Origin of the sequence: Egbenema bharatensis FJBBOT/2019 (assembly GCF_048077055.1) — a bacterium.
Classification (GTDB): Bacteria; Cyanobacteriota; Cyanobacteriia; order Elainellales; family Elainellaceae; genus Egbenema; species Egbenema bharatensis.
The window spans coordinates 1,489,965-1,509,205 of record NZ_CP182236.1 but is presented as its reverse complement, the minus strand read 5'-3'; the positions used below and the strand labels follow the sequence as shown (position 1 = coordinate 1,509,205).

Here is a 19,241-nt window from a genome sequence, read left to right as displayed (position 1 = left end):
ATCTCTAATGGGTCTTGTCTGCGTTAAACGGATGGAACCCTGGGCAATCCCTGATATGGCAATGTACTTTAGCAGAGAACTTAGAAAAGCGCTTACCGTTGTTGTAATGCGCTGCAAACTGATTTGAAAAGGCATCCAGAATTTGCGGTAGAAGTGCCTGTACTTTATCACCTCGCATTCCCAAGCAAAGAATAGGGTCTAACTTTGCCTTGCATTCCTTACCCAGCCAAAATTCAGCCCCAATGGCATGAATCGGCATATTGTCACTGGCTGTATGAGGATACTCCGAGTAAACAACGAGCACGATATTTGCAAGAGGCGGAACAGCGACCGAAAGGGGTTCACTCAGTAGATTGTTCTTTTGGTTTTGGCAGCGATAGTGAATACGACGAGTAGCATTGCGTCTAGCCCGGTTCCGGTAATGCGATCGACGTTTTTTGCACCGTGCGGCATCCCAACAGCCGTCACCCTCAATCCCATGAACTTGCTGTGCTTCATAGACACTGAGGGAAGCGCAAGATAAACATTTAGGATTGACCGATCGCGCCATGCTACAAAAGCGTTACATTCAGGTTACATTACAACTTAGTCAGACTTTAGTAAGACCAAGATATTAGCTAGGTATCTTACACGATGATATAGTACTTCCGTACATAAAGGTTTGGAACGCGCCTTCTATGACAGCCGACCAGCAACCATTCCCGCCCATTCGTTTGCTCTCCAGCCAACCAATTCCGGTTACAGGTGAAAACGGTGTTGATCTGCGATCGGAGCGAGTGAGGGAGTTTCTACAAGCCAGCAATCTGGCTCCTAATACCCAGAAGGCGTACCGCATTGAACTTGAACGTTTTATTGGCTGGAGTAACAAAGCCTGGATCAACGTGGCACCACGCGATCTTGCCCAGTTCAAGCACTACCTGAAGCATCAATGCCAAACCAAGCAGGGACAACCCTTGTCACCTGCCGCAATCAACCAGGCACTCACGGCGCTCAAAAGCTTCTACAAATGGTTCCAGCAAGCGGGGTATATGAGCCTATCCGATGTGTTGCCAACGGCTGCGGTTCAATTTGAGAAATTAGGTGAGCCTCTACCTCGCCATCTCAGCTCTGAACAAATGGAGGTCATCTTTCAGACAGTTACCGGCGACGAAGATATTGATCGGCGCGATCGGGCGTTACTGGCAGTTTTGACTCATGGATTACGACTGGAGTTTAGACTAATTGGGAAAGAAAAGCAGCCAAACCCGACGGTTTGGCTGCTTAATGGTCATGTTGCATCAATAATGATTGACCATGACTAATTTTGACCGCTTGAGGGCGTTTCGACATAAATCCTACATGCTGATTGGCAACGGCAAGGATGCTCTCTTCGACCTGATGGATGCCGTGCTAGTGAGCCGCAGTGTGTACTCCTTTGCCGAACTGTCGGTTGCCCCTGTCTTTCGACGCCAATGGCCGAGTTTGTATGAAGCCCTACAGGATAGCAACCCGCCTCGACTGGAGTGGATGGGGTTGTACCTGGAGCAAATGCCCCAGGACGAACGGGTTGTCTTAGCGGGAGACCACACGGCATGGTCAAGGTTACAGGCACAAACCCTGCGAGAACGGACGTATGAACATCAAGCAACTCCGATGAGTGGAGCCAAACCGGTGACGTTGGGACAAGGATATAGTACGATTGCGTGGATTCCAGAGGAGCAGGGCAGTTGGGCATTACCGTTGCTGCATGAACGCATCACTAGCGCAGAGAGCCCCATTAGCAAGGCAATAGTGCAATTGCGTCAGGTGTGTGAGCAGTTCCAGGTTCGTCCCTTATCTTTGTGGGATGCCGAATATGGCTGTGCCCCATTCCTCAATGGTACGGCGGATATTGCTTGTGACAAGTTGATTCGGTTGCGTTCCAATCGAGTACTGTATGGACCACCGCCTGTTTATAGCGGAACGGGTCGTCCTCGGCAGTATGGGGAGAAGTTCAAACTTAACGATGCCACCACCTGGTGGTCATCTGATGCCGAACTCCAGGTAGAAGAGTCCCGGTGGGGACGATTACACGTGCGGATGTGGTCATCAATGCGACTGCGACGCGTTGCCAACCAGACGATCTGGTTAATTCAACTGCAACGCCTCCATGACTCTGCCCTCCACCCCGCCAAACCTTTGTGGCTAATTTGGGTGGGACAAGCACCACCCGACTTAGAGACGGTGTGGCAACAGTATTTCCGTCGCTTTGCCATTGACCACTGGTATCGCTTCGCTAAGCAACGATTGCACTGGACGTTACCCCAGTTGGCAACGCCCGAACAATCCGAACGCTGGAGCGATCTGATGCCCTTGCTCACCTGGCAGTTGTGGTTGGCTCGTTGCCACGTCCAGGACTCCCCCCTGCCCTGGCAAAAGTCATCTGCTAAGCTATCTCCGGGACGAACCGCAAATGCCTTTGCCTCTGTTTTAGCGTTGATTGGCACACCTGCCCCCCCGCCCAAACCACGCGGAAAGTCACCGGGGTGGACTCCAGGGCAACCCCGTTCCCGCCGTATTCGCTATCCAACGGTCAAAAAGCGCTTCACCAGACCCAAGAAGGTGGCGAACAAGACCGCTTAACCACTAAATTTTTCCCAATCTTCAGTCTCGCTCAATCCAGATAAGGGGGTTGGGCTATTTCTGCTGTGATTAGTCTAAACTCCAGTTACGAGCAGAGGATGTTTCAGCTTTGAATGTTGGTAATTATGATGGCATCCGTTTGCGGTTTGTCCGTAAGAAGGATAAGAGTGACGCGATCGTTCCCAGGCAGCAAGGGAACACATTCAAGCTTACTTGGAGCGACGGCAAGGGCAACGGGAAGTACTGACAAACGAAAGCCCACTGTTCTTGTCCTATGATTTCCGCACTCCAGGACAAAGGCTTGGCTACCAAGGCATCTATTACTTTACGAAAGTTCGACTGGGCGCAGTAACGGGAATTCCAAACTTGACACCGCATCGCTTCCGACATACCTACGCCAGTGAGCTAGTGGAGTTGGGGATTGATAGCTTGCTTGCGCGTAGCCTAACAGGGCACAGATCGGAGAAGGTATTCGAGCGCTATATCAAGGGCAAGCGATTAGCAGCGGCAGAAGACGCTTTTTTTAGGGCAATTGGAGAACAATAACAGAACTGCCTTCAGGTGGAGCAACTAGTATGCCTTTTGCTTCTTCATCATTGTCTTGAAAGGCATTCCACAATGCTTACAACCTGTTGCGTTCAACAATTCTTTGACCGCAAATTTCTTTTCACAAGCCCAGCATCGTGGTAGCAGTCGAAGCCGATGACGCTCGCACCCTGCCGTTGAATAGAGTTGCCATGCTATTCGATGGTAAGGACTCTCCAAGCAACAGGCGGCGCAGATACGAATTGTGTTTGGTTGCGATCGTTCCCCCTCAGGAGGGAACATTTGCCAGAGTCTATCGACTTCAACTCGCGTAACGTTGCTGAGTGCTTCCACCTGTTTCTGCTTAGGCTTTCTTCCACCAAACAAAAGATCTTCCCAACGTTTAATTGCTGTGCCGACTTCAAGGATTTCTCCTAACTGCCTTGCAGACGAAATTCGATTACCTTTTGCTCGTCGGAACCGATATAGGAAACTGGCAATACTCTCACCTTCTAGCGGCGGTACGTGGGTGTAAGGCTGATTGGGATCGAATAAATAGATATCTAGAAAAGATTGCTTCTCAGGCACTATTCTGCCTCCTCATCCAGATAAACTATACCGTAGCTCTCTAGAACCTTACTTAAAATTTGTGGATCAAAATACAACGCATTATTGCTAGATGAACGTCGAATCACCTGAATCAGGATTTCAATCAAATCTTCAATGTTGCCCGTTGTTACACTATACAAGGTTGATACGGACTCTACATCAATTAACTGAATGGATTCAGGCAACTTTAAAAAGTCACGCTCAAACGTTTTAATAGTTGCTGTGAACTCACCAGGAGAAAGATTCTCAAAATGATAAAAGGGCTTGAAGTAGTCAAATCGCCCCATCTTCTTGAGCCGTGCATCTAAATCAGTTGATCCAATCAGGATGACCGAAATGCGATACTCACGGTGACGATACAGGGCGATGAGTGTGTCAAGTGCTTTCTCTGTCAGGCAACGAGCATTATCGACCAGCAGGACGGATATGTCAAACAGATTGTGTCAGGGAGCAAAGTTAAAGCGGAAACCTATCTTCAAACTCGATGGCAAAACGGTTGAGTGCCGCCTTCCAATTTTGAATCGGCATCGTCCACTTTTTAGCAATGTTAGCAATTGCCAGGTAAACGACTTTGAGCGCAGAATCATCGGTTGGGAAAGCTCGATGATTTTTGAGGACTTTCCTGAGGGTCATGTTGAGGGATTCGATGGCGTTGGTGGTGTAGATAGCTTTGCGAATTTCAGCTGGAAAGGCAAAGAATGGGATGATGCGTCCCCAGTGATTCATCCAGGACTTGCTGATGGTCGGGTATTGTTTATCCCAAGCCTCTGCAAACTCAACTATCCGCTGTTCTGCCTGGTTTTCAGTGCTAGAGGTGTAGATCAATCGCAGGTCAGCAGCAACTGCTTTGCGATCTTTGTAGGAGACATAGCTTAGGGAATTCCTCCCCATATGGACAATGCACAACTGCACCGTCGTTTTGGGAAAGACCGTCTCAATGGCATCGGCAAAGCCTGTCAGTCCATCGACACAAGCGATGAAGATGTCCTTGAGTCCTCGATTCTGTAACTCTGTCAGAATCGCTAACCAGAATTTGGCAGATTCATTCTGAGTCATCCACATCCCCAGTAATTCCTTGGTACCGGACAAGGTCACCCCCAGAGCCAGGTGGATCGCTTTGTTGACCACTCGTCCGTCTTGGCGAACTTTGACCACAATCGCATCAAAGTAGACAATCGGGTAGAGCGCATCAAGCGGTCGATTTTGCCAGAGTTTGCGTTCCGCTTCGACCGCATCAGTGATGTTGGAAATCAGTCCAGTCGATACCTCCACTCCATAGAGGTCTTGCAATTGAGCTTGAATATCACGAGTACTCATGCCTCGGGCATACAGGCTGAGAATCTTGTCATCAAACCCGTTAAAGCGAGTTTCAGTAGATCGCAAATTCATTCTAGAGAGGGTAAATAGATGGCTGTGATGACTGGGAAATGTCGCTCGACAGCCTGAGAGAGAAACTCCAACATGGTCTTGAGACTAAAGAGTTCTCGGTAAACGACCCGTCCTCCTCGTTGAGTACGGCTCACAAAGAACCAGAGCAAATACACCCAGAGATTGACCAAAATAAACGCCAGAGCCACAAACAGCAAACGGGTGACTGGATTCTTGCTCGTGGTGCGGATACGGCACCCATTTTTCATCCTGTAGCTGGTCTCGATACCGAAACGGTCTTTGTAATGCTGATGCATCTGCTCCAAAGCAACCCTCACACGATGCACCACGTATAGGGTGTATTGGATACCATGTTTCCCTTTGAACCCTTTGTAATAGCTGCAAATCACCCGCATCTGACAGGTAACTGAACCATATTGAGGGCTGTTGAGGGTATAACGGGTGGCATAACTTTTGCGCCCAATCAACAACTGGCGAGTACCTCCACGTTTGCCTCGAATTACCGCAGGCATGAGAAACGGAATATTGAGAGCTTTGAGCCAACGAATGACTGGTACACTATAGAACCCACGGTCAAGATAAAGCCGTTTGACGCGGACTCGTAAGGGAGTCAGCATGGCTAATAAATAAGTGATGGTTGCAACCAATGTTTCATGCCGATGCACGGCATGAATACCCAAAGTAACCCGTTTGTTACGACAAATCACATAGACGGTGGCATAGGCAAAGAACGAAGTCGTGCCTGCCTTAGCTTGAGAGCGGTAGATGTAAGGCTCAGTGGCGACGTTCACACTGCCGTAATAGGGAATCAGATGGAGGTCAATGGCAATACGATGCTTGCCCTTACGAATTTTTGGGGGGATGCGGCTTTGCAGAGCGGCATTGAGTTGAGATTCCAGAGTTGTGATATCGTCTAACTTATCGAGATGATAGCGAATGCCATTGCCACTGGGTACGCCCTCCAATCGTTGTGTTGTGTGTTCAATGCTATCGCTGCGACTGGCGGCCCGTAGCAAAATCTCAAACAGATCTTGGAGTGTGTATCCACCTTGCATGTCCAGGGATAAGTGTTCCAATAGGCAGTCGAGGGCTACCTCCAACGTCGCTTCATCCGTCAAAGCTGGAGCAGGCGATAATGAACTTGGGTAGATCGTCATGGCTTTGTTTTAATGCGTTTAGCCTGACCCTACCCCTTTCCTAGAGAATTTGCGATCTACTGAGTTTGTCCCTTCTTGACGATGATGGGCTCAAATTCACTGTGACGGTCACGGGGAAGCGCGATCTCAGCTTGTCCAAACTCGCCCTTGATTGTCTTCTTGCTGTGCCCGTTGCGACGATTGCGAGCCGTTTTGCCCTCACTGGCTGGTTCAGAGGATTGTTCCTCCAGATGCGTTTTCATCTCTGCATTCAAACACCGCTCTACCAAGGCTGCCGTCAATTGTTTGACAATGCCCTCGTTGCCTAGTGCAACTTCAGGAGACCTTTTTTGCAAGGGGTTCTAGCAAGGGACATTCAAACCAGTCACACACTCTGGTCTTTAATTCCTGTACACTCAATTTCTGTTGCGGTTCTACAATTGCTCGTTTTGCATGTATCCACTTCGGTTCAATCGCATTCAACCAGGGACTCTTTACTGGTAACTGACACACGATCAATCGCACTCCCTTTCCAGTTTGTTTGACTTGTGCATTATGTTGTTTAATCCATTGCTGGACTTGTTTAGAGACATGCCAGCTCGCATTGTCCCAGACCAACGGCATGACTCGTTTTCCCATCTCGCTCACTTGAGCCGTGACCCACTCTAAAAATTGACAGGTGATCTCACTGACCGGGCGCTGCTCGACAAAACGCAATAACATTTGTGCCTCTGCTCTCAAGTAAATGCCATAACAAGCAATTGCCTTCGGCTCAGTTTCAGCTTTGTCAGCTGTCTTCTCCACCAACTGCAATGGCTGACCCTCCTCACTCCAACTGTGCATCATTGGATCACGCAGCCGACTCCACCACACCTCGTCGAGAAATCCTACCACCCAATCTGGGTTTTGCTCACTCATCTGGATCAAGCGGTCGCGTTGCCGCTTTTTTAGCTCATACTGCTCATCGGGAGAAACAATCCAGGCTTTAGCTCGACGCCAGCTAATCCCCATTGCTTTGAGTGCTTCCTCAATCGTGGTACGGCTCACCTGATGCTCGGTGAGACCTTGCTCATGAGCCACCTCTGCTAGCAAGTCCAACGTCCAGGTGGAACGAGATTTGCCATAGTGCCGAGGATTGGCATGCAGCAACTGATGTAACTGAGCACGCTTGTCCTGATCAAAGATGGGTTTGACCGTTTTAGGGCGACTCGATTGGGCTTGCAAACAAGCTAATCCCTGCTGATGGAAGGCACGTATGGTATTGCGAACAGTCTGAACACTGCAACCGACCGCAGCAGCAATTTCTCTGGCTTGAGTTCCTCGGGCACTGGCAAGCAGAATTTGGCAACGGCGTAGGGTAAAGGCATTTTTAGATCGCAATCCCTGTTCGAGGGCTGTTTGCTCAGTCTCACTCAAGGGACGCACGTATAGGGGGGGAAGCATCAGGACAATCAGCAAATTAAAAGTTGTTAATCCTAGCGTAACTTCTGCTCTCACCAATTGCACAATAGCTTCGGTGAAGTCACACTAGGAGGTCTTCCGGGTTCTCGTAGCCTTGGAGCAGTTCATCGAGTAATTCAGGTCGAAAAGTCATAGGGTTGTGTCTCAAGTTCTATAGTTCATTAGATCTTGTTTTATTCTCTGACACAATCTAATTTACAATCCCAGCAGGACGTTAGCCTTGAATAGTTTTAGAGCATCTCCAGCCCTCAGCATAGAATCTTTGGATTTCCCACCCTTCACGCCACGTCCGAGGCTGCCTGTGATAAGCTTGCAAAGCTTTCTCGAATCACATGAAGGTGGGCAGTCAATCATGTGGATGCGTAAAGGAATAGGTAGCAAATCGCCTCGCCGACCACTAATCTCGTCAACCCAACATTGCGAAGCAATAGATTTGCCTGATCGATCGCGACCCACAATACGACCACATAACTTATCAAGAGAAATCTGTTTTAGCCAGTTTGAAAGCTCACTAAAGTAGCTTGTTTCTGCCAAAAACTCACGGTCAATTAGCGCCCTGATCTGATCCTCAACCGTGGGGGAATCAGGAGAAGTCTGAATAGGATAATCAATTGGTACACACTCTGGCAGCATTTCTGTTCACCTTTCTACCAAGATCGACCTTTTCGACGAGGCACAACCAATCTGGGGCGGTTAGCCTCAGCAGCCATGAGTTGTTCCTCAAAAGACTCTACATTCTTCTCATGAAATTTTTCCTGCATACTAATCACTTTTCGTGGGTCGGGTATTGCTGTCGTCGTTGGAGCAGGAGTTGTATGTTCCTGCTGTGTAGTCGCTAAACCATTAGAACTTGGATTTTCGTTAAGTTCTGGTGTTGTAGGAGGTGCAGTACTTACCGAGGAAGCTTTACCTCGTGAGTGCTTTGAGTTCTTCTTGCTACTGTTCTTCGTTTGGCTCCTTCGCTTTCTTAACTCTTTCTCCCTAGACTTCACAAGGTCGTTCCCTTTCCCTCTATACTTCATGCGGATAGGTTCCGTTTCAGATTTTCGCTCCCCCTTCCCAGCTTTAACCGCAGCAAGTACCTCCTCTAACTCTTCTAAAGAGAACGTTTCAGATTTCAGGTTATTAAGTTCAAGTTTCTTGATTGGAAGTTTTAGCTTATCAATCCACTTATTAATCTCGTAAACATTCCGCATTTCAACAAAACCTAGAAAACGTCCTGGTTTTGCATCAGTTTCTAGTTCATAGGCACGTAACCGCAAAATGTCATCGGAACTATATCTTATAGTCACACTTTGACCAGCAAAGGCTCTTAGAAACTCTCCTTGATAGTGTCGATTCTTGAACTGAACGACACCGTCTCTGTAGACCTTAGCATCCTGCATTTTTCTCAGACAGGAATCTAGTTTTTTTTCGTCTATTACGGGTGGCAATTCACCATCCATGCCCTCCAGCCACATGGTGTAACGGGTTTCTGTTGGGTCTTTGGTATGGTTCTCATTGTTATACTCGCCATAGAAATACCAGGACACCCGCTTATCCATATCTCTAAACGTCAAACATGCTTTTTCTTGTGCATCTTTCGGACGCTCAGTCGTATTGGAGCCTGTATAAGACGGATCTTCTGACCAAACTCGCTTATTCAGCCCACCGAAAACGCTCTCTACATCACCACCGTCCGAGGGTTTACGTCTCAAATGAACGATAAATCCAAGACCAGGACTAATACGCTTAAGGTATCTGCCAATCTGCTTGACATGCTCAGCAGTTAAATCTTTTCCGCCATCTACATAGAGGTGACTGAAGCTGCCGTATGGGACTTGTACATCTCGTAGATCGTAGTCTGGAGGAAATTGTTTAGGCAGAATGACTTTACGAATCAGTTGAGCAACGTCTTCTGAGCTTGGTTGCTTAACACTCAAAAGATGACCCAAAATACATTTAGAAAATACATCTTTCGCGACAGATAAATAAAGACGAATAGCACCTACTATGGGTGGAATGCTATCGTCTTCAACTTCCACGATGTGGAACTGATCCTTACCATCAATGATCAACGAGAACGCATCAACTTTGGTGTGATCAATTTGTATAACTTTATTTGAATAGTCTACTTTTAGTGTTTCTCCAGCGCGAGTTAGAAGATGGCTGATCGTTCCCTGCCCTGCACTGCTGGCACCGTTCTTCGCTCGTTCCTTTTCAATCAATGGTTGGAGGATGCGACGTACAGTTGAATAGGATGGGTACTCATTCGTCTTGCGTATATCAAGAGCTTCTCGTTCCACCTTACGATGAACGGCAGCAGGATTCATGATTCTCTTGCCTTTGCTGCCTTTTTTCCAAGCGTTAATTATAAAAGGTTCCCATTCCAGGGTGAGATCGTGCTTGGGCTTCTTTCCCCGAGAGAACCTGGGTACAGGCTCACCAGCCAAATGTTTAGCTAGCCAATCCTCAAAGGTACGCTTTTTTGCACCCAGATACTCGATCGCCGATTGCTTGCGCACTCGCTTGATGGCTGGAGTCAAGGATTCTGCAACCCATTGAATAATCCAGAACTTCCACTCCTCTTTTTCAATTCCCTGCTGTACAAGCTCCCGAACATACTCGTGGATATTCGTGCTGTAGCTGGTTTCGTCAAGCAGAACAGCGTTGTCTGGGCATTCAGGTAGTTCGGTTTCGGGGCGATCGTCAGACATAAATAGGAGTGCGCTAACCTGTAGGAAGCAAACTGTCAATACAATACCAGAGTCACAAAAACTGCGCCACTCATTTGCTCATTTTACTGGGAAGCCGGAGACACAGTAAGCTTTCAGTTGTAGGGTTTCTAGCCGATTAAGCCTGCGTTACCAAGGAAGATATAAAATAGACGAAGATCCAGTGATCAAGGATTGGCATGACCACACAGAGAGTCACGATCGATCTTCCAGAAGCCGTCTTCCGACAATTGGTACGGATCGCTGAAGCCACTCATCAATCAGTAGAGGGGTTAGTGGCACAGAGCGTGATGAGTAATCTCCCCCCATCCGTGGATAATGCCTCACCTGAGCTACAGCCTGAATTTTTGAGAATTCAGGGCTTAACAAACGAGGAGCTACGTGCCGTTGCCCAATCCCAAGCTGAACCTCATCAATACGAGCGTCAAGTTGAACTCTTGGCAAAGAATGAAGCGGCTCTGCTAACCCCCGAAGAACGACAAGAGTTAACAGCATTAAGACAAGCCGCCGATCATCTGATGTTGCGCAAAGCCTATGCCTGGTCCTTATTACGCTGGCGGGGGCAAAGAATCCCACCTTTGCAGGAGATGCCAGTGCCACGGTGAGTATCTCAGACAGTTTGAGGCAGCAAGTCATTGAAGAAGCTAATTATCGCTGCGAATATTGCAAAACTTCTTCCCGGTTGACAGGGACACCCCTGGTTATGGAACACATTTTGCCACGGTCGCAAGGTGGAAGCGACGATCGCAGTAATTTGGCTGCCTCTTGTTACCGCTGTAACGAATTTAAGGGAGTGAAAACTGATGCACCCGATCCGGAGACTGGTCAGCTTGCTCCCCTTTTCAATCCCCGCACGCAAGAATGGCGTGATCATTTTGCCTGGATTAATGGTGGAACCCATGTGATTGGAGTAACACCGACAGGTCGAGCAACGGTTATTGCATTACGGCTCAATAACGAAAATATGGTTGAGGCGCGATCGCTGTGGATTGAGTTTAGTTGGCATCCGCCCGTAGATGAGCAATGAAGAGCAATGAAATAGAGGTACTGCGTCTAGAAAAGATTATGCATGTCCTAAATAGTTTTATTTGCAAGGCTTTCAGTGCCTAAAAATTCTACGCAACTCATTTGCTCAAATTCTCGCCTTAATACTGCTGAAAGGCTAAAGACCCATCCTCCAAGGGCTATGGCGATCGCAAATTCTGCGCAACTCATTTGCAAGTGATTTAGAGGGACAATTTTCAGAGGCATAAGACTGTTTACAAGATTACTGACGATCGCAGATTTAACGAAGCCTGAAACCCTTTTGAATCAGTAGCTTCAGCGGCTAAAATTCTGCGCAACTCATTTGCAAGCGTCCAAAAAGGGTAATTTTCGCCTGAAGGATTATCTTGGCTTGGAGAGAATAATTCTGCGCAGGTCATTTGCTCTTAGGGTTGATATGGATGCAAAAGTTCTAAAAAGGCTGAAGTTTTTGCTGTGAAACGGTTCTAGGCTTCATGAGAAAGCGCAGGTCATTTGAAAATTGCGCAATATAATGTGCTCAGTCACAGCTGAGATGGCTAACTGATGAGTCTACAAATCAAACGGACAGATCAACAATCTCAGCCTGAACGGCTGCACCATCCAGATACAAATGGGCTAGCGTGATGGGAAGCTTAAATCGTCTTGGCCCAGCACTACCAGGATTGAGAAACAACACCTCGTCGAGTTCTTCTAGCAGCGGTTTATGAGAATGTCCGCTGATGACCACGCGGATTCCTGCCTGTTTGGGATCGATCGCCAAATCCTTAATGATGTGCAACAGGTGAATTGAAACATCTGCGATTTCCACTGTTTCTCGCTCTGGAATTGTCTCTGCCCACTTGCCTTTGTCATTATTGCCCCGCACCGCAATGACGGGAGCAATCGCTCTGAGTCCATCTAGCACCTCTGGTTTACCGAGGCGTTGCATAATTGAAAGATGATTTAGGGTAATCTGCAATGCAATGTCCAGAGTGTGGGGCTACTCATATCCGTAAAAACGGTAAGAGGAAAGGTAAGCAAAATCACATTTGTGTCGCTTGTGGTCGTCAGTTCATTGATACCTACGACCCGCATCGAGGGTACTCAGACGAGTTCAGACGCGAATGCATCAAGATGTATCTCAACGGCTCTGGGTTTCGAGCGATCGAACGGGTCAAAGGAGTACACCATACCACGGTCATTACCTGGGTGCAGCAGGTCGCAACGCGCCTGCCGGACGCCTATGCACCGGAAACGCCCCCCGAAGTTGGAGAACTCGACGAATTGGAAACCTTTGTCGGCTCAAAAAAAACAAGATTTGGCTATGGACAGCCGTTGACCACTTCAAAAAGGGAATTTTAGGCTGGGTTCTGGGTGACCATAGTGCTGAAACCTTTGTCCCACTCTGGCAGACTGTGGCGGACTGGAACTGCTATTTCTACGTCACTGATGGGTGGTCGGTGTATCCCGGCTTCATTCCCGATGGCGATCAGATTGTCAGCAAAACGTATATGACTCGAGTTGAAAGTGAGAACACTCGCTTGCGGCACTATCTGGCTCGACTGCATCGCAAAACGCTGTGCTACTCCAAAGCCGTAGAAATGCTGGCTCACTCTATTCGGTTGTTACTTCACTACCTCAGGTTTGACGATGTTCCAGTTCCTCCGAGGTTCATCTCTTGATTCAGCAACGCCCTCTGGTTTACCGATATCTCCGGCGTGCAGAATCAGGTCAGCATCTGCCAAAGCATCTACCGCTTCAGGGCGTAGTAGTCCATGAGTGTCGGAGATGACGCTAATTTGCATGTTGGTTTCCGGTTCGGTGGGTATTAATCGTGTTGGTTGATTGGGTAAGGCAGAACTGAATCAAACTAGCCCAATAGGTCTGAAACACTGGCTGAATGGTCTTGAGGTTGAGCCACTCGTTGGGAGCGTGAACATGACCACTTTCGCAACCATAGGCATTGATGATGGGAATCCCCAATGGGCTAATTACATTACCCACACTGCCTGCACCATTAGCCACTAAAGCCAGTTCTTGATCCATAATGCTGCTTCCTGAGGTTGCTCTGTAGTAGGCTGCATTTTTCCTCAAAATTTTAACGAAGAGATGGTATTGATGTGATGTTTGTAGACTTATAGATTCATCTGAAGAAGAAACTGCGATCGAAAGTAGCGCATCCAACTTAAAACGATCGGATTGTCGATCGAACAGATTCAAAACTTTTGCAATTACTGCATTGCTTGCTAGACCCTGAATGAGACACAAACGAAAAAACGTCAATCATTTTGTTCATCCGTAACGATGAATATGGTCAAAGCTCATCGGAAGTCCGCTAATACGCTGCAATGTTCGCTCTCCGATCGCTGCATACCGAGGGTTATCAACTAATCCAGTATCGAGTAGGACAACGCCAAAGAGTATCGCCCATCCTCTCGCCCGTTGCAGGGTTGCTTCGGAAGCGTTGTATTCTACAGTGACCTGTTGACGCACTTTGGAATCCGAAAAGAGCATCCAGATTGCCGCCAGATCCGTTGCACAGTCGCCTGCTGTAATGTCTCCCCAATCAATAACGCCTGTGATCACACCATTATCAACCAACACATTGCAGGGATGAAGATCACCGTGTATCCAGGTTGCTTTAACATCCATTGCTGCATCTAATGCGTGTTTCCAGGTGCGTTTAATAGCTGGAGTGATCAGATTCGTTTTCTGCTCAAGTCGCTGGATTCGTTCCTCAACAGCAGAGGCTCGCTGATGCAGCGGTACGCCTCTAAAGGGGTTAGAGGGTGCATTCCTTGGTGCAGGAACATGGAGCGATCGCAGAAATGCCGCAAACTGCTGTGCCTGATCTGGATGGGGTTCTTGCTGGTCAGCCGTTACCCCTGCCAACCAGGGCAAAATGCTCCATTTCCAGGGATAGTCTTGTCCCGGATTTCCCTGTCGATCAGGAATGGGAATCGGAATGGGAAGATTGGGCAATTGGGGGAGCCAGGTTTGCTCATGTTCGATGAGAGGGGCAGCAACTTTGCGACGAGGCAGTCGGACAGATAGCTGATCACCCAGTCGAAAGATGGCATTGTCCCAACCTGCGTCTACTGGATGGAGCGGTAAATGCGCCAGGTCAGGATGCTGTGCGGCTAGAAGGGAATGAACGAGGGCGGCATTGATTTCAATTTCAGAAGTGGGGGTTCCGATCGCGCTTGCTATTTGCTCTGAACTCATGAATGCCTCCCCAGTTCATCTCAAATCATCTCAAACAGTGCGTTCTAAATGTTGCTCTCGGCGATATAGAAAGAAGGATAGAGAACAGGAAAGTCCAACGCCGAAGGTTGATCCAAAGAATTCAGTGGCTTGGGGTTTGGAAGAGGGGGAGGAGTGAGGGCGATCGGATGGAGTTTGGTAGTCTTACTTTTGTAAAGGATGGAGAATGAACAGCTATTTCTGAAAGCTTTCTGCTAAAAGCGAATTGATGTCAGGCTATTTTTCTCTATTTGATGTCAGGCTATTTTTCTCTATCCTTTACAAAAGGGCACTACCTAGTTTTCACCAACAGATTCAAGGAGCGCATTTTCTATAAGCTTCTTCAATTTCATGCTTTTCTACAGTATCACCTCGAATGTATTTCCTCAAACATACTTCAATCGCTTCTGCGCTTGTACCAGAACTGGTAGATTGAGGACGAGTGATTGTATTGTAAGTGCAGCTACCAAATAGAGCAGCTATGACTATAAACCCAGCAATTCCTTGAAAAATCAGTGTTTTCTTATATCTGTCGGAAGAGATAATTGTGAGGCTTTCAATCTTAATCCCCAAGTTTTTAAGAGACTCTGAAAATTCTTTTCCTTTTTCTGGTTGGACGAAATACATATTAAAATCACTATTTTCGCCTTTAATAATAATTCCGCTTTGTGGCGCAATGGAAAATTTATTTATATGAATATAATCCAGAATTAGAGAGACTTCAAAGTTTTTCCCAATAATGACATCAGACTTGAAATAAACGCAGATAAGCCTTTCAGAGGTCAGGACTAAAAATGAATTCTTTCCCTGAAATCTAACTCCTGTAACATCAAGAAAAGACTCGCTTGATTTTAAATTATCCTCCAAAAATCCGACGATGAAACCTATGGGAAAACTCTGGCTAGAAATGCCGGTAGGCAAATGCCCTTTAGTCTGAATCAGTTGCTTGTAATTTTCTTTCATCGGGGGTGCTAGTGTATATACTCTGTATGCTCAGTATTTTCAACTTCGTGAAGCGGTCTCCTAAGAAATCAGATTTTCAATAAGTGTAAATACTCATCTAACAAATCTGATTTCTTTCACCCTGATGACGCGTAGCGTATGGAATGCGAACTCTTGGTTAGGCAGTAAAGATTCTGCCTATCTCCCCTCATAAGGATATTAGACAGATATTTTTCTATCTAACATCCCAGAATAAGTGTTAGACAGAATTTTGTCTGCATAAAATCCTGTACCAAGATATTAGACAGAATTTTTCTGCCTGCTTACCTTCACAGGGGGATTATACAGAATCACCATCAACATCCTAACCGATCGCCCCAAAACCATTCTAAAATCTCAGTAAATCTTCAGATATATAGAAAGCTATTCGTATAGATTAATGCTTTGCGGTAAGTGACTCAGTATAAATCGTCCCTTGTGCTGCCACACAAAACGGTTTATTGATTCGGCTTCCGTCCGCGCTTCTTCGGTTCCTGCAATTTCGGCAAGAGAGACAGATCGGCATTTGGGTTATTCATCGCCTCTTCCGTCAACTGGCGATGTAGTTCTACGATCGACACCCCATTTGCATCCGCCTCTAGAACCCGACGCAACAACTCATCTGGTTCAATCCCATAGACCTTACAGTAATAATCCCGTTGAGCCGCAATAATATCCTGATTCGCCTCAGTCCGAGCCACCGCAAGATTTCGGAGCAGCCCCCCCTTGCTCTGCCGCTCATAAAAACACCACTCAATGAATTGAGCATATTGGAAGTCGCCAAATTCGGAACTGCCGATCCGGGTATCCATTGGAGAATTCATCTGTAAACCTCCTCAATTGTTGCAGATTCCCAACACTTACAGAACGGGTTTCGGCTGAAAAGCTGGCTGAAGCGTTAGAGTTTACAGATTAATTCTAAGCTCTTGTTGGGATATTTGCTGTTAATCTGTTGAACTTTCCCAACAAGTATGCAATATTTGAATCAACGAAAGTTTTGCCATATCGATCTGACTCGGAGAATGCGCGGAGGGAATGCCTGATTAGACCAGCCAGCGCCAACCCACCAGAAGCTAGCGGTGTAAAGCCGCAATTCTCCAAACCGATCACAAGCGTTCAAACCCAACCGGGGCGACAACCGATCGCCCCTTCTTCCCCTACCCAGGAGTCATGTGTGATGAATTACGATATGGAGCGGTACACCTGGAGCATTCGCAAAAACGGCACAGAATGCGCCCGATCGACCACTCGCGCCGAAGCCGATCGGATTATTGTGCAACTGCGAAAAATGAGTCCCAACGCCCAATTCACCGTGCATTACGAAGGCAAATCCATCAGCCATTGCGATCGGGGTGGGAAACCCTTGGGATAAAGAAATGAGGAGCGAAATGCTCTACAAGTAACATTAGGCTGGCTTCAGAGGCAAGCGGTCAATAGAATTGTAGATGCCAAGAATCTCTTGATAATAGTGCGATGGATACAGATACCCCAACTGAATATATTGCCGCTTTAATTGATTTGCACCGTGGACTTGACCGTAAAGGTCCCGGTGACTCTAACTTCTCGCGCAATATTTTGAGCAACCTTTCTACCTTGCCCCCCAAACCGCGAATTGCCGATCTAGGATGTGGCAGCGGCACAGGTGCATTGCTGCTTGCACAACACTACCAGAGCACCGTCATGGCAGTAGACTCCTCATTGGTTTTTATCGATGAACTCAAAGCCCGCGCCAAACAGCTTGGACTTGAGCATTTAGTAATGCCAATTCATGGTGACATGGCGAAGCTCAATTGGTCAGTCGGTTCGGTTGACCTGCTTTGGTCTGAGGGGGCTGCCTATAATCTTGAGTTTGAGCAAGCCCTGAAAATCTGGCAACCGCTTCTGGCCAACCGAGGCATTGCCGTTATATCAGAGATGAATTGGTTTACTGATAATCCGCCAGAGCCTGCGATCGCCTACTGGCAAAACGCCTATCCGACGATGGGAACCGAGGCTGAGAATATCGATCGGGCGAATCGATCGGGCTTTAGTGTCCTTTCTACCCATCGGCTACCGAGTCAGGCCTGGTGGGACAATTATTATGAACCGCTCCGTCAGCGAATGCAGCAGATCGAAATCACTCCCATTACCCAATCCGTTATTCGTGAAACCGAGGAAGAAATGAGACTGTTTGAAAAATTCAGCGACTTCTATGGTTATACGTTTTATGTTCTGCAAGCAAATTAGCAAACCGTCAAACCATTCATTCGATCGCCCCCACACCCCACACCCCACACCCCACACCCCACACCCCACTCCCTATTCCCCACCGACTCCTTCCTCCGGCAAGATCCGCAATCGAATCAGCCGCGAAAAACTGCCATCCTGATCACCCAAACTCACCTCCAGCAGTTCATTAGACAGGGGAGCCAGATGAGACAGGAGCGATCGCAAATTGGGCGTACTGGAACCACTATCGAGATAGACCCGTTCCGCCAGACTATTGAGGCGTTTCCAGGTGGTATAGAGTTTAACGATCGTTTGTTCCAGTTGAGAAGCCTGATTCACCAGATCCGCAGTGCTATTGAGGCAACCAATCCGCAGAGCTTCTTCCAGGGCAGATTCTAAATCCAGAGAGTCCTGATCAAGCACCTGAACCTGTTGGGCCGCAGATAAATACTTGGCCAGATAGCGGGCAGAATTAGTCACTTGCTTCACCGTATCCACATCTGGGCTTTCTGCCACCTCCGCCTTCAGGGTAGCCTGATGGGATTCCGGCAGCTTTTCCATTTCTTTAACCAGGGGGGTCAGATAGCGCGTGGGAATGGTGCTGTTAGCAGCTTTTTCCTTAACAGATTCTGGCAATAGATCAGAAGACATCGTCGTCCATTCATCGTTAAGCTGCCGCACATCCCGACGGGTGATCTGGGGCCGGTTACTAGCGGAATGATTAGCAGTTTCCAATTCCTTGACCCGATCGCTAATCATTTGTTGAACTTCTGGGGACGCCTGAGCCGTTTCCACAAAAGCGCGCTTACTGAAGTGATTCACCTCATCCGGTTCCAACACCCCCTGTTCCAGCAGGTCATCCGCACTATTCGCCAACTCAATCAACGAATAGGCCTGACTTTTACTAATTTCCTGTTCCTTCAGCCAGTTCAAAAACCCAATGCCACGTCCATCACCGCCCCGCTTTTCCCGATCGCGCACCGCCCGCAGGATTCGTCCCCGCCAAATATCAGTTTGGAGATCGAACCGATCGCAGACCTGCCAGGCCACCTCAATTTGCCGTTGAAACTCCTGCTCCGAAATTTGCTCATCCTCTGGATCCGGAACTTGAAAATTGAGGTCACTCAGATCAATCCCATTGCTCCAGTCCGGTGAATCAGACGATCGAACCAGATGTAGGGAACTATGAGCCGTATCAGCCATATCCGTTGAGCGAAGCGCGTGAACCATGAGCCGTGCCACAAAACAGCCCGATCATTATGCCACGACTTTTAAAAAGCACAATAGGCAAAACCGCTAAATTTGGAGGTCAGCCCCTGAGATTTGCAAAAGTTGTGCTATTTGTAGCGTCTGTGCCCTTTTACCAGGC

At 47.7% G+C, this 19,241-nt stretch carries 20 protein-coding genes and 4 pseudogenes; 8 read left to right on the top strand and 16 right to left on the bottom strand.

Annotated elements, in window-relative coordinates; all coding sequences use genetic code 11:
- Nucleotides 1–4: 4 nt before the first annotated feature.
- Entirely contained in the window at nucleotides 5–550 is a 546-nt protein-coding gene (locus tag ACM1PF_RS07125; RefSeq protein WP_416673564.1) for a hypothetical protein, read from the bottom strand.
- 127 nt (nucleotides 551–677) lie between these two features.
- On the opposite strand from ACM1PF_RS07125, the gene ACM1PF_RS07120 reads away from it, so the two are divergent.
- From ACM1PF_RS07120 to ACM1PF_RS07110, 3 genes and pseudogenes are all read left to right on the top strand, one after another.
- Nucleotides 678–1,301: a tyrosine-type recombinase/integrase gene (locus tag ACM1PF_RS07120; RefSeq protein WP_416673562.1), complete on the top strand. Its 624-nt coding sequence runs from the start codon at nucleotides 678–680 to the stop codon at nucleotides 1,299–1,301.
- A complete protein-coding gene (locus ACM1PF_RS07115) occupies nucleotides 1,294–2,601 on the top strand; it encodes an NF041680 family putative transposase (protein ID WP_416666339.1) in 1,308 nt (435 codons plus the stop codon). The genes ACM1PF_RS07120 and ACM1PF_RS07115 overlap by 8 nt, the downstream gene beginning before the upstream one ends.
- A 195-nt stretch (nucleotides 2,602–2,796) precedes the next feature.
- Nucleotides 2,797–3,147 (top strand): annotated as a pseudogene (locus tag ACM1PF_RS07110) (tyrosine-type recombinase/integrase); the annotation flags it as partial.
- A 24-nt stretch (nucleotides 3,148–3,171) separates the two neighbouring features.
- Here the strand turns inward: ACM1PF_RS07110 and ACM1PF_RS07105 are convergent.
- The 8 genes and pseudogenes from ACM1PF_RS07105 to ACM1PF_RS07070 form a co-directional block, all read right to left on the bottom strand.
- Complete coding sequence (locus ACM1PF_RS07105) at nucleotides 3,172–3,714, bottom strand: TniQ family protein (RefSeq protein ID WP_416673560.1); 543 nt, start codon at nucleotides 3,712–3,714, stop codon at nucleotides 3,172–3,174.
- Nucleotides 3,714–4,022, bottom strand: a complete 309-nt coding sequence (locus tag ACM1PF_RS07100; RefSeq protein WP_416673559.1) for a hypothetical protein — start codon at nucleotides 4,020–4,022, stop codon at nucleotides 3,714–3,716. The genes ACM1PF_RS07105 and ACM1PF_RS07100 overlap by 1 nt, the downstream gene beginning before the upstream one ends.
- Before the next feature lie 169 nt (nucleotides 4,023–4,191).
- Nucleotides 4,192–5,106: pseudogene (locus ACM1PF_RS07095) on the bottom strand (IS256 family transposase); the annotation flags it as partial.
- Nucleotides 5,107–5,120: 14 nt separating this feature from the next.
- Nucleotides 5,121–6,281 (bottom strand): ISH3 family transposase, encoded by a 1,161-nt coding sequence (locus tag ACM1PF_RS07090; protein ID WP_416666610.1) that lies wholly within the window; start codon nucleotides 6,279–6,281, stop codon nucleotides 5,121–5,123.
- A gap of 59 nt (nucleotides 6,282–6,340) precedes the next feature.
- Nucleotides 6,341–6,616 (bottom strand): annotated as a pseudogene (locus tag ACM1PF_RS07085) (transposase); the annotation flags it as partial.
- On the bottom strand, nucleotides 6,597–7,766 hold the full coding sequence (locus ACM1PF_RS07080) for an IS630 family transposase (RefSeq protein WP_416669750.1): 1,170 nt from the start codon (nucleotides 7,764–7,766) through the stop codon (nucleotides 6,597–6,599). The gene ACM1PF_RS07080 and the pseudogene ACM1PF_RS07085, both read right to left, overlap by 20 nt.
- A gap of 150 nt (nucleotides 7,767–7,916) precedes the next feature.
- Nucleotides 7,917–8,354 (bottom strand): hypothetical protein, encoded by a 438-nt coding sequence (locus tag ACM1PF_RS07075; protein ID WP_416673557.1) that lies wholly within the window; start codon nucleotides 8,352–8,354, stop codon nucleotides 7,917–7,919.
- Between the two features lie 14 nt (nucleotides 8,355–8,368).
- Nucleotides 8,369–10,417 carry a Mu transposase C-terminal domain-containing protein gene (locus tag ACM1PF_RS07070; protein ID WP_416673555.1) on the bottom strand — a complete coding sequence of 683 codons (2,049 nt, stop codon included), beginning with the start codon at nucleotides 10,415–10,417 and terminating at the stop codon, nucleotides 8,369–8,371.
- A gap of 197 nt (nucleotides 10,418–10,614) precedes the next feature.
- Between ACM1PF_RS07070 and ACM1PF_RS07065 the strand changes: the two genes are divergently transcribed.
- Both ACM1PF_RS07065 and ACM1PF_RS07060 read left to right on the top strand, forming a co-directional pair.
- Nucleotides 10,615–11,040 (top strand): hypothetical protein, encoded by a 426-nt coding sequence (locus tag ACM1PF_RS07065; RefSeq protein ID WP_416673553.1) that lies wholly within the window; start codon nucleotides 10,615–10,617, stop codon nucleotides 11,038–11,040.
- Nucleotides 11,037–11,462, top strand: coding sequence for an HNH endonuclease (locus ACM1PF_RS07060; protein WP_416673552.1), 426 nt, complete (start codon nucleotides 11,037–11,039; stop codon nucleotides 11,460–11,462). Before ACM1PF_RS07065 ends, ACM1PF_RS07060 begins: the two co-directional genes overlap by 4 nt.
- A gap of 555 nt (nucleotides 11,463–12,017) precedes the next feature.
- On the opposite strand, the gene ACM1PF_RS07055 is transcribed toward ACM1PF_RS07060, so the two are convergent.
- The gene (locus ACM1PF_RS07055) at nucleotides 12,018–12,389 is read right to left on the bottom strand and encodes a metallophosphoesterase family protein (RefSeq protein ID WP_416673550.1); all 372 of its coding nucleotides are present in this window, start codon (nucleotides 12,387–12,389) and stop codon (nucleotides 12,018–12,020) included.
- A gap of 29 nt (nucleotides 12,390–12,418) precedes the next feature.
- Here ACM1PF_RS07055 and ACM1PF_RS07050 point away from each other — a divergent pair.
- A protein-coding gene (locus ACM1PF_RS07050) for an IS1 family transposase (protein WP_416665731.1) occupies nucleotides 12,419–13,122 on the top strand; the annotation gives its coding sequence in 2 pieces (ribosomal slippage) (nucleotides 12,419–12,754 and nucleotides 12,757–13,122; 702 coding nt in all).
- A gap of 12 nt (nucleotides 13,123–13,134) precedes the next feature.
- Here ACM1PF_RS07050 and ACM1PF_RS07045 read toward each other — a convergent pair.
- The 5 genes and pseudogenes from ACM1PF_RS07045 to ACM1PF_RS07025 all read right to left on the bottom strand — a co-directional run.
- Nucleotides 13,135–13,245 (bottom strand): annotated as a pseudogene (locus ACM1PF_RS07045) (metallophosphoesterase family protein); the annotation flags it as partial.
- Nucleotides 13,235–13,486: a hypothetical protein gene (locus ACM1PF_RS07040; RefSeq protein ID WP_416673547.1), complete on the bottom strand. Its 252-nt coding sequence runs from the start codon at nucleotides 13,484–13,486 to the stop codon at nucleotides 13,235–13,237. The pseudogene ACM1PF_RS07045 and the gene ACM1PF_RS07040, both read right to left, overlap by 11 nt.
- A gap of 246 nt (nucleotides 13,487–13,732) precedes the next feature.
- A complete protein-coding gene (locus ACM1PF_RS07035; RefSeq protein ID WP_416673546.1) occupies nucleotides 13,733–14,665 on the bottom strand; it encodes an aminoglycoside phosphotransferase family protein in 933 nt (310 codons plus the stop codon).
- Between the two features lie 333 nt (nucleotides 14,666–14,998).
- On the bottom strand, nucleotides 14,999–15,646 hold the full coding sequence (locus ACM1PF_RS07030; RefSeq protein ID WP_416673543.1) for a hypothetical protein: 648 nt from the start codon (nucleotides 15,644–15,646) through the stop codon (nucleotides 14,999–15,001).
- A 476-nt stretch (nucleotides 15,647–16,122) separates the two neighbouring features.
- Nucleotides 16,123–16,488 carry a hypothetical protein gene (locus ACM1PF_RS07025; protein ID WP_416673541.1) on the bottom strand — a complete coding sequence of 122 codons (366 nt, stop codon included), beginning with the start codon at nucleotides 16,486–16,488 and terminating at the stop codon, nucleotides 16,123–16,125.
- 173 nt (nucleotides 16,489–16,661) lie between these two features.
- Here ACM1PF_RS07025 and ACM1PF_RS07020 point away from each other — a divergent pair, with 173 nt between their 5' ends.
- Nucleotides 16,662–17,036 (top strand): hypothetical protein, encoded by a 375-nt coding sequence (locus tag ACM1PF_RS07020; RefSeq protein ID WP_416673539.1) that lies wholly within the window; start codon nucleotides 16,662–16,664, stop codon nucleotides 17,034–17,036.
- A gap of 101 nt (nucleotides 17,037–17,137) precedes the next feature.
- Nucleotides 17,138–17,890: an SAM-dependent methyltransferase gene (locus ACM1PF_RS07015; RefSeq protein ID WP_416673537.1), complete on the top strand. Its 753-nt coding sequence runs from the start codon at nucleotides 17,138–17,140 to the stop codon at nucleotides 17,888–17,890.
- Between the two features lie 72 nt (nucleotides 17,891–17,962).
- On the opposite strand, the gene ACM1PF_RS07010 is transcribed toward ACM1PF_RS07015, so the two are convergent.
- The gene (locus ACM1PF_RS07010; protein WP_416673536.1) at nucleotides 17,963–19,102 is read right to left on the bottom strand and encodes a hypothetical protein; all 1,140 of its coding nucleotides are present in this window, start codon (nucleotides 19,100–19,102) and stop codon (nucleotides 17,963–17,965) included.
- Nucleotides 19,103–19,241: the final 139 nt, after the last annotated feature.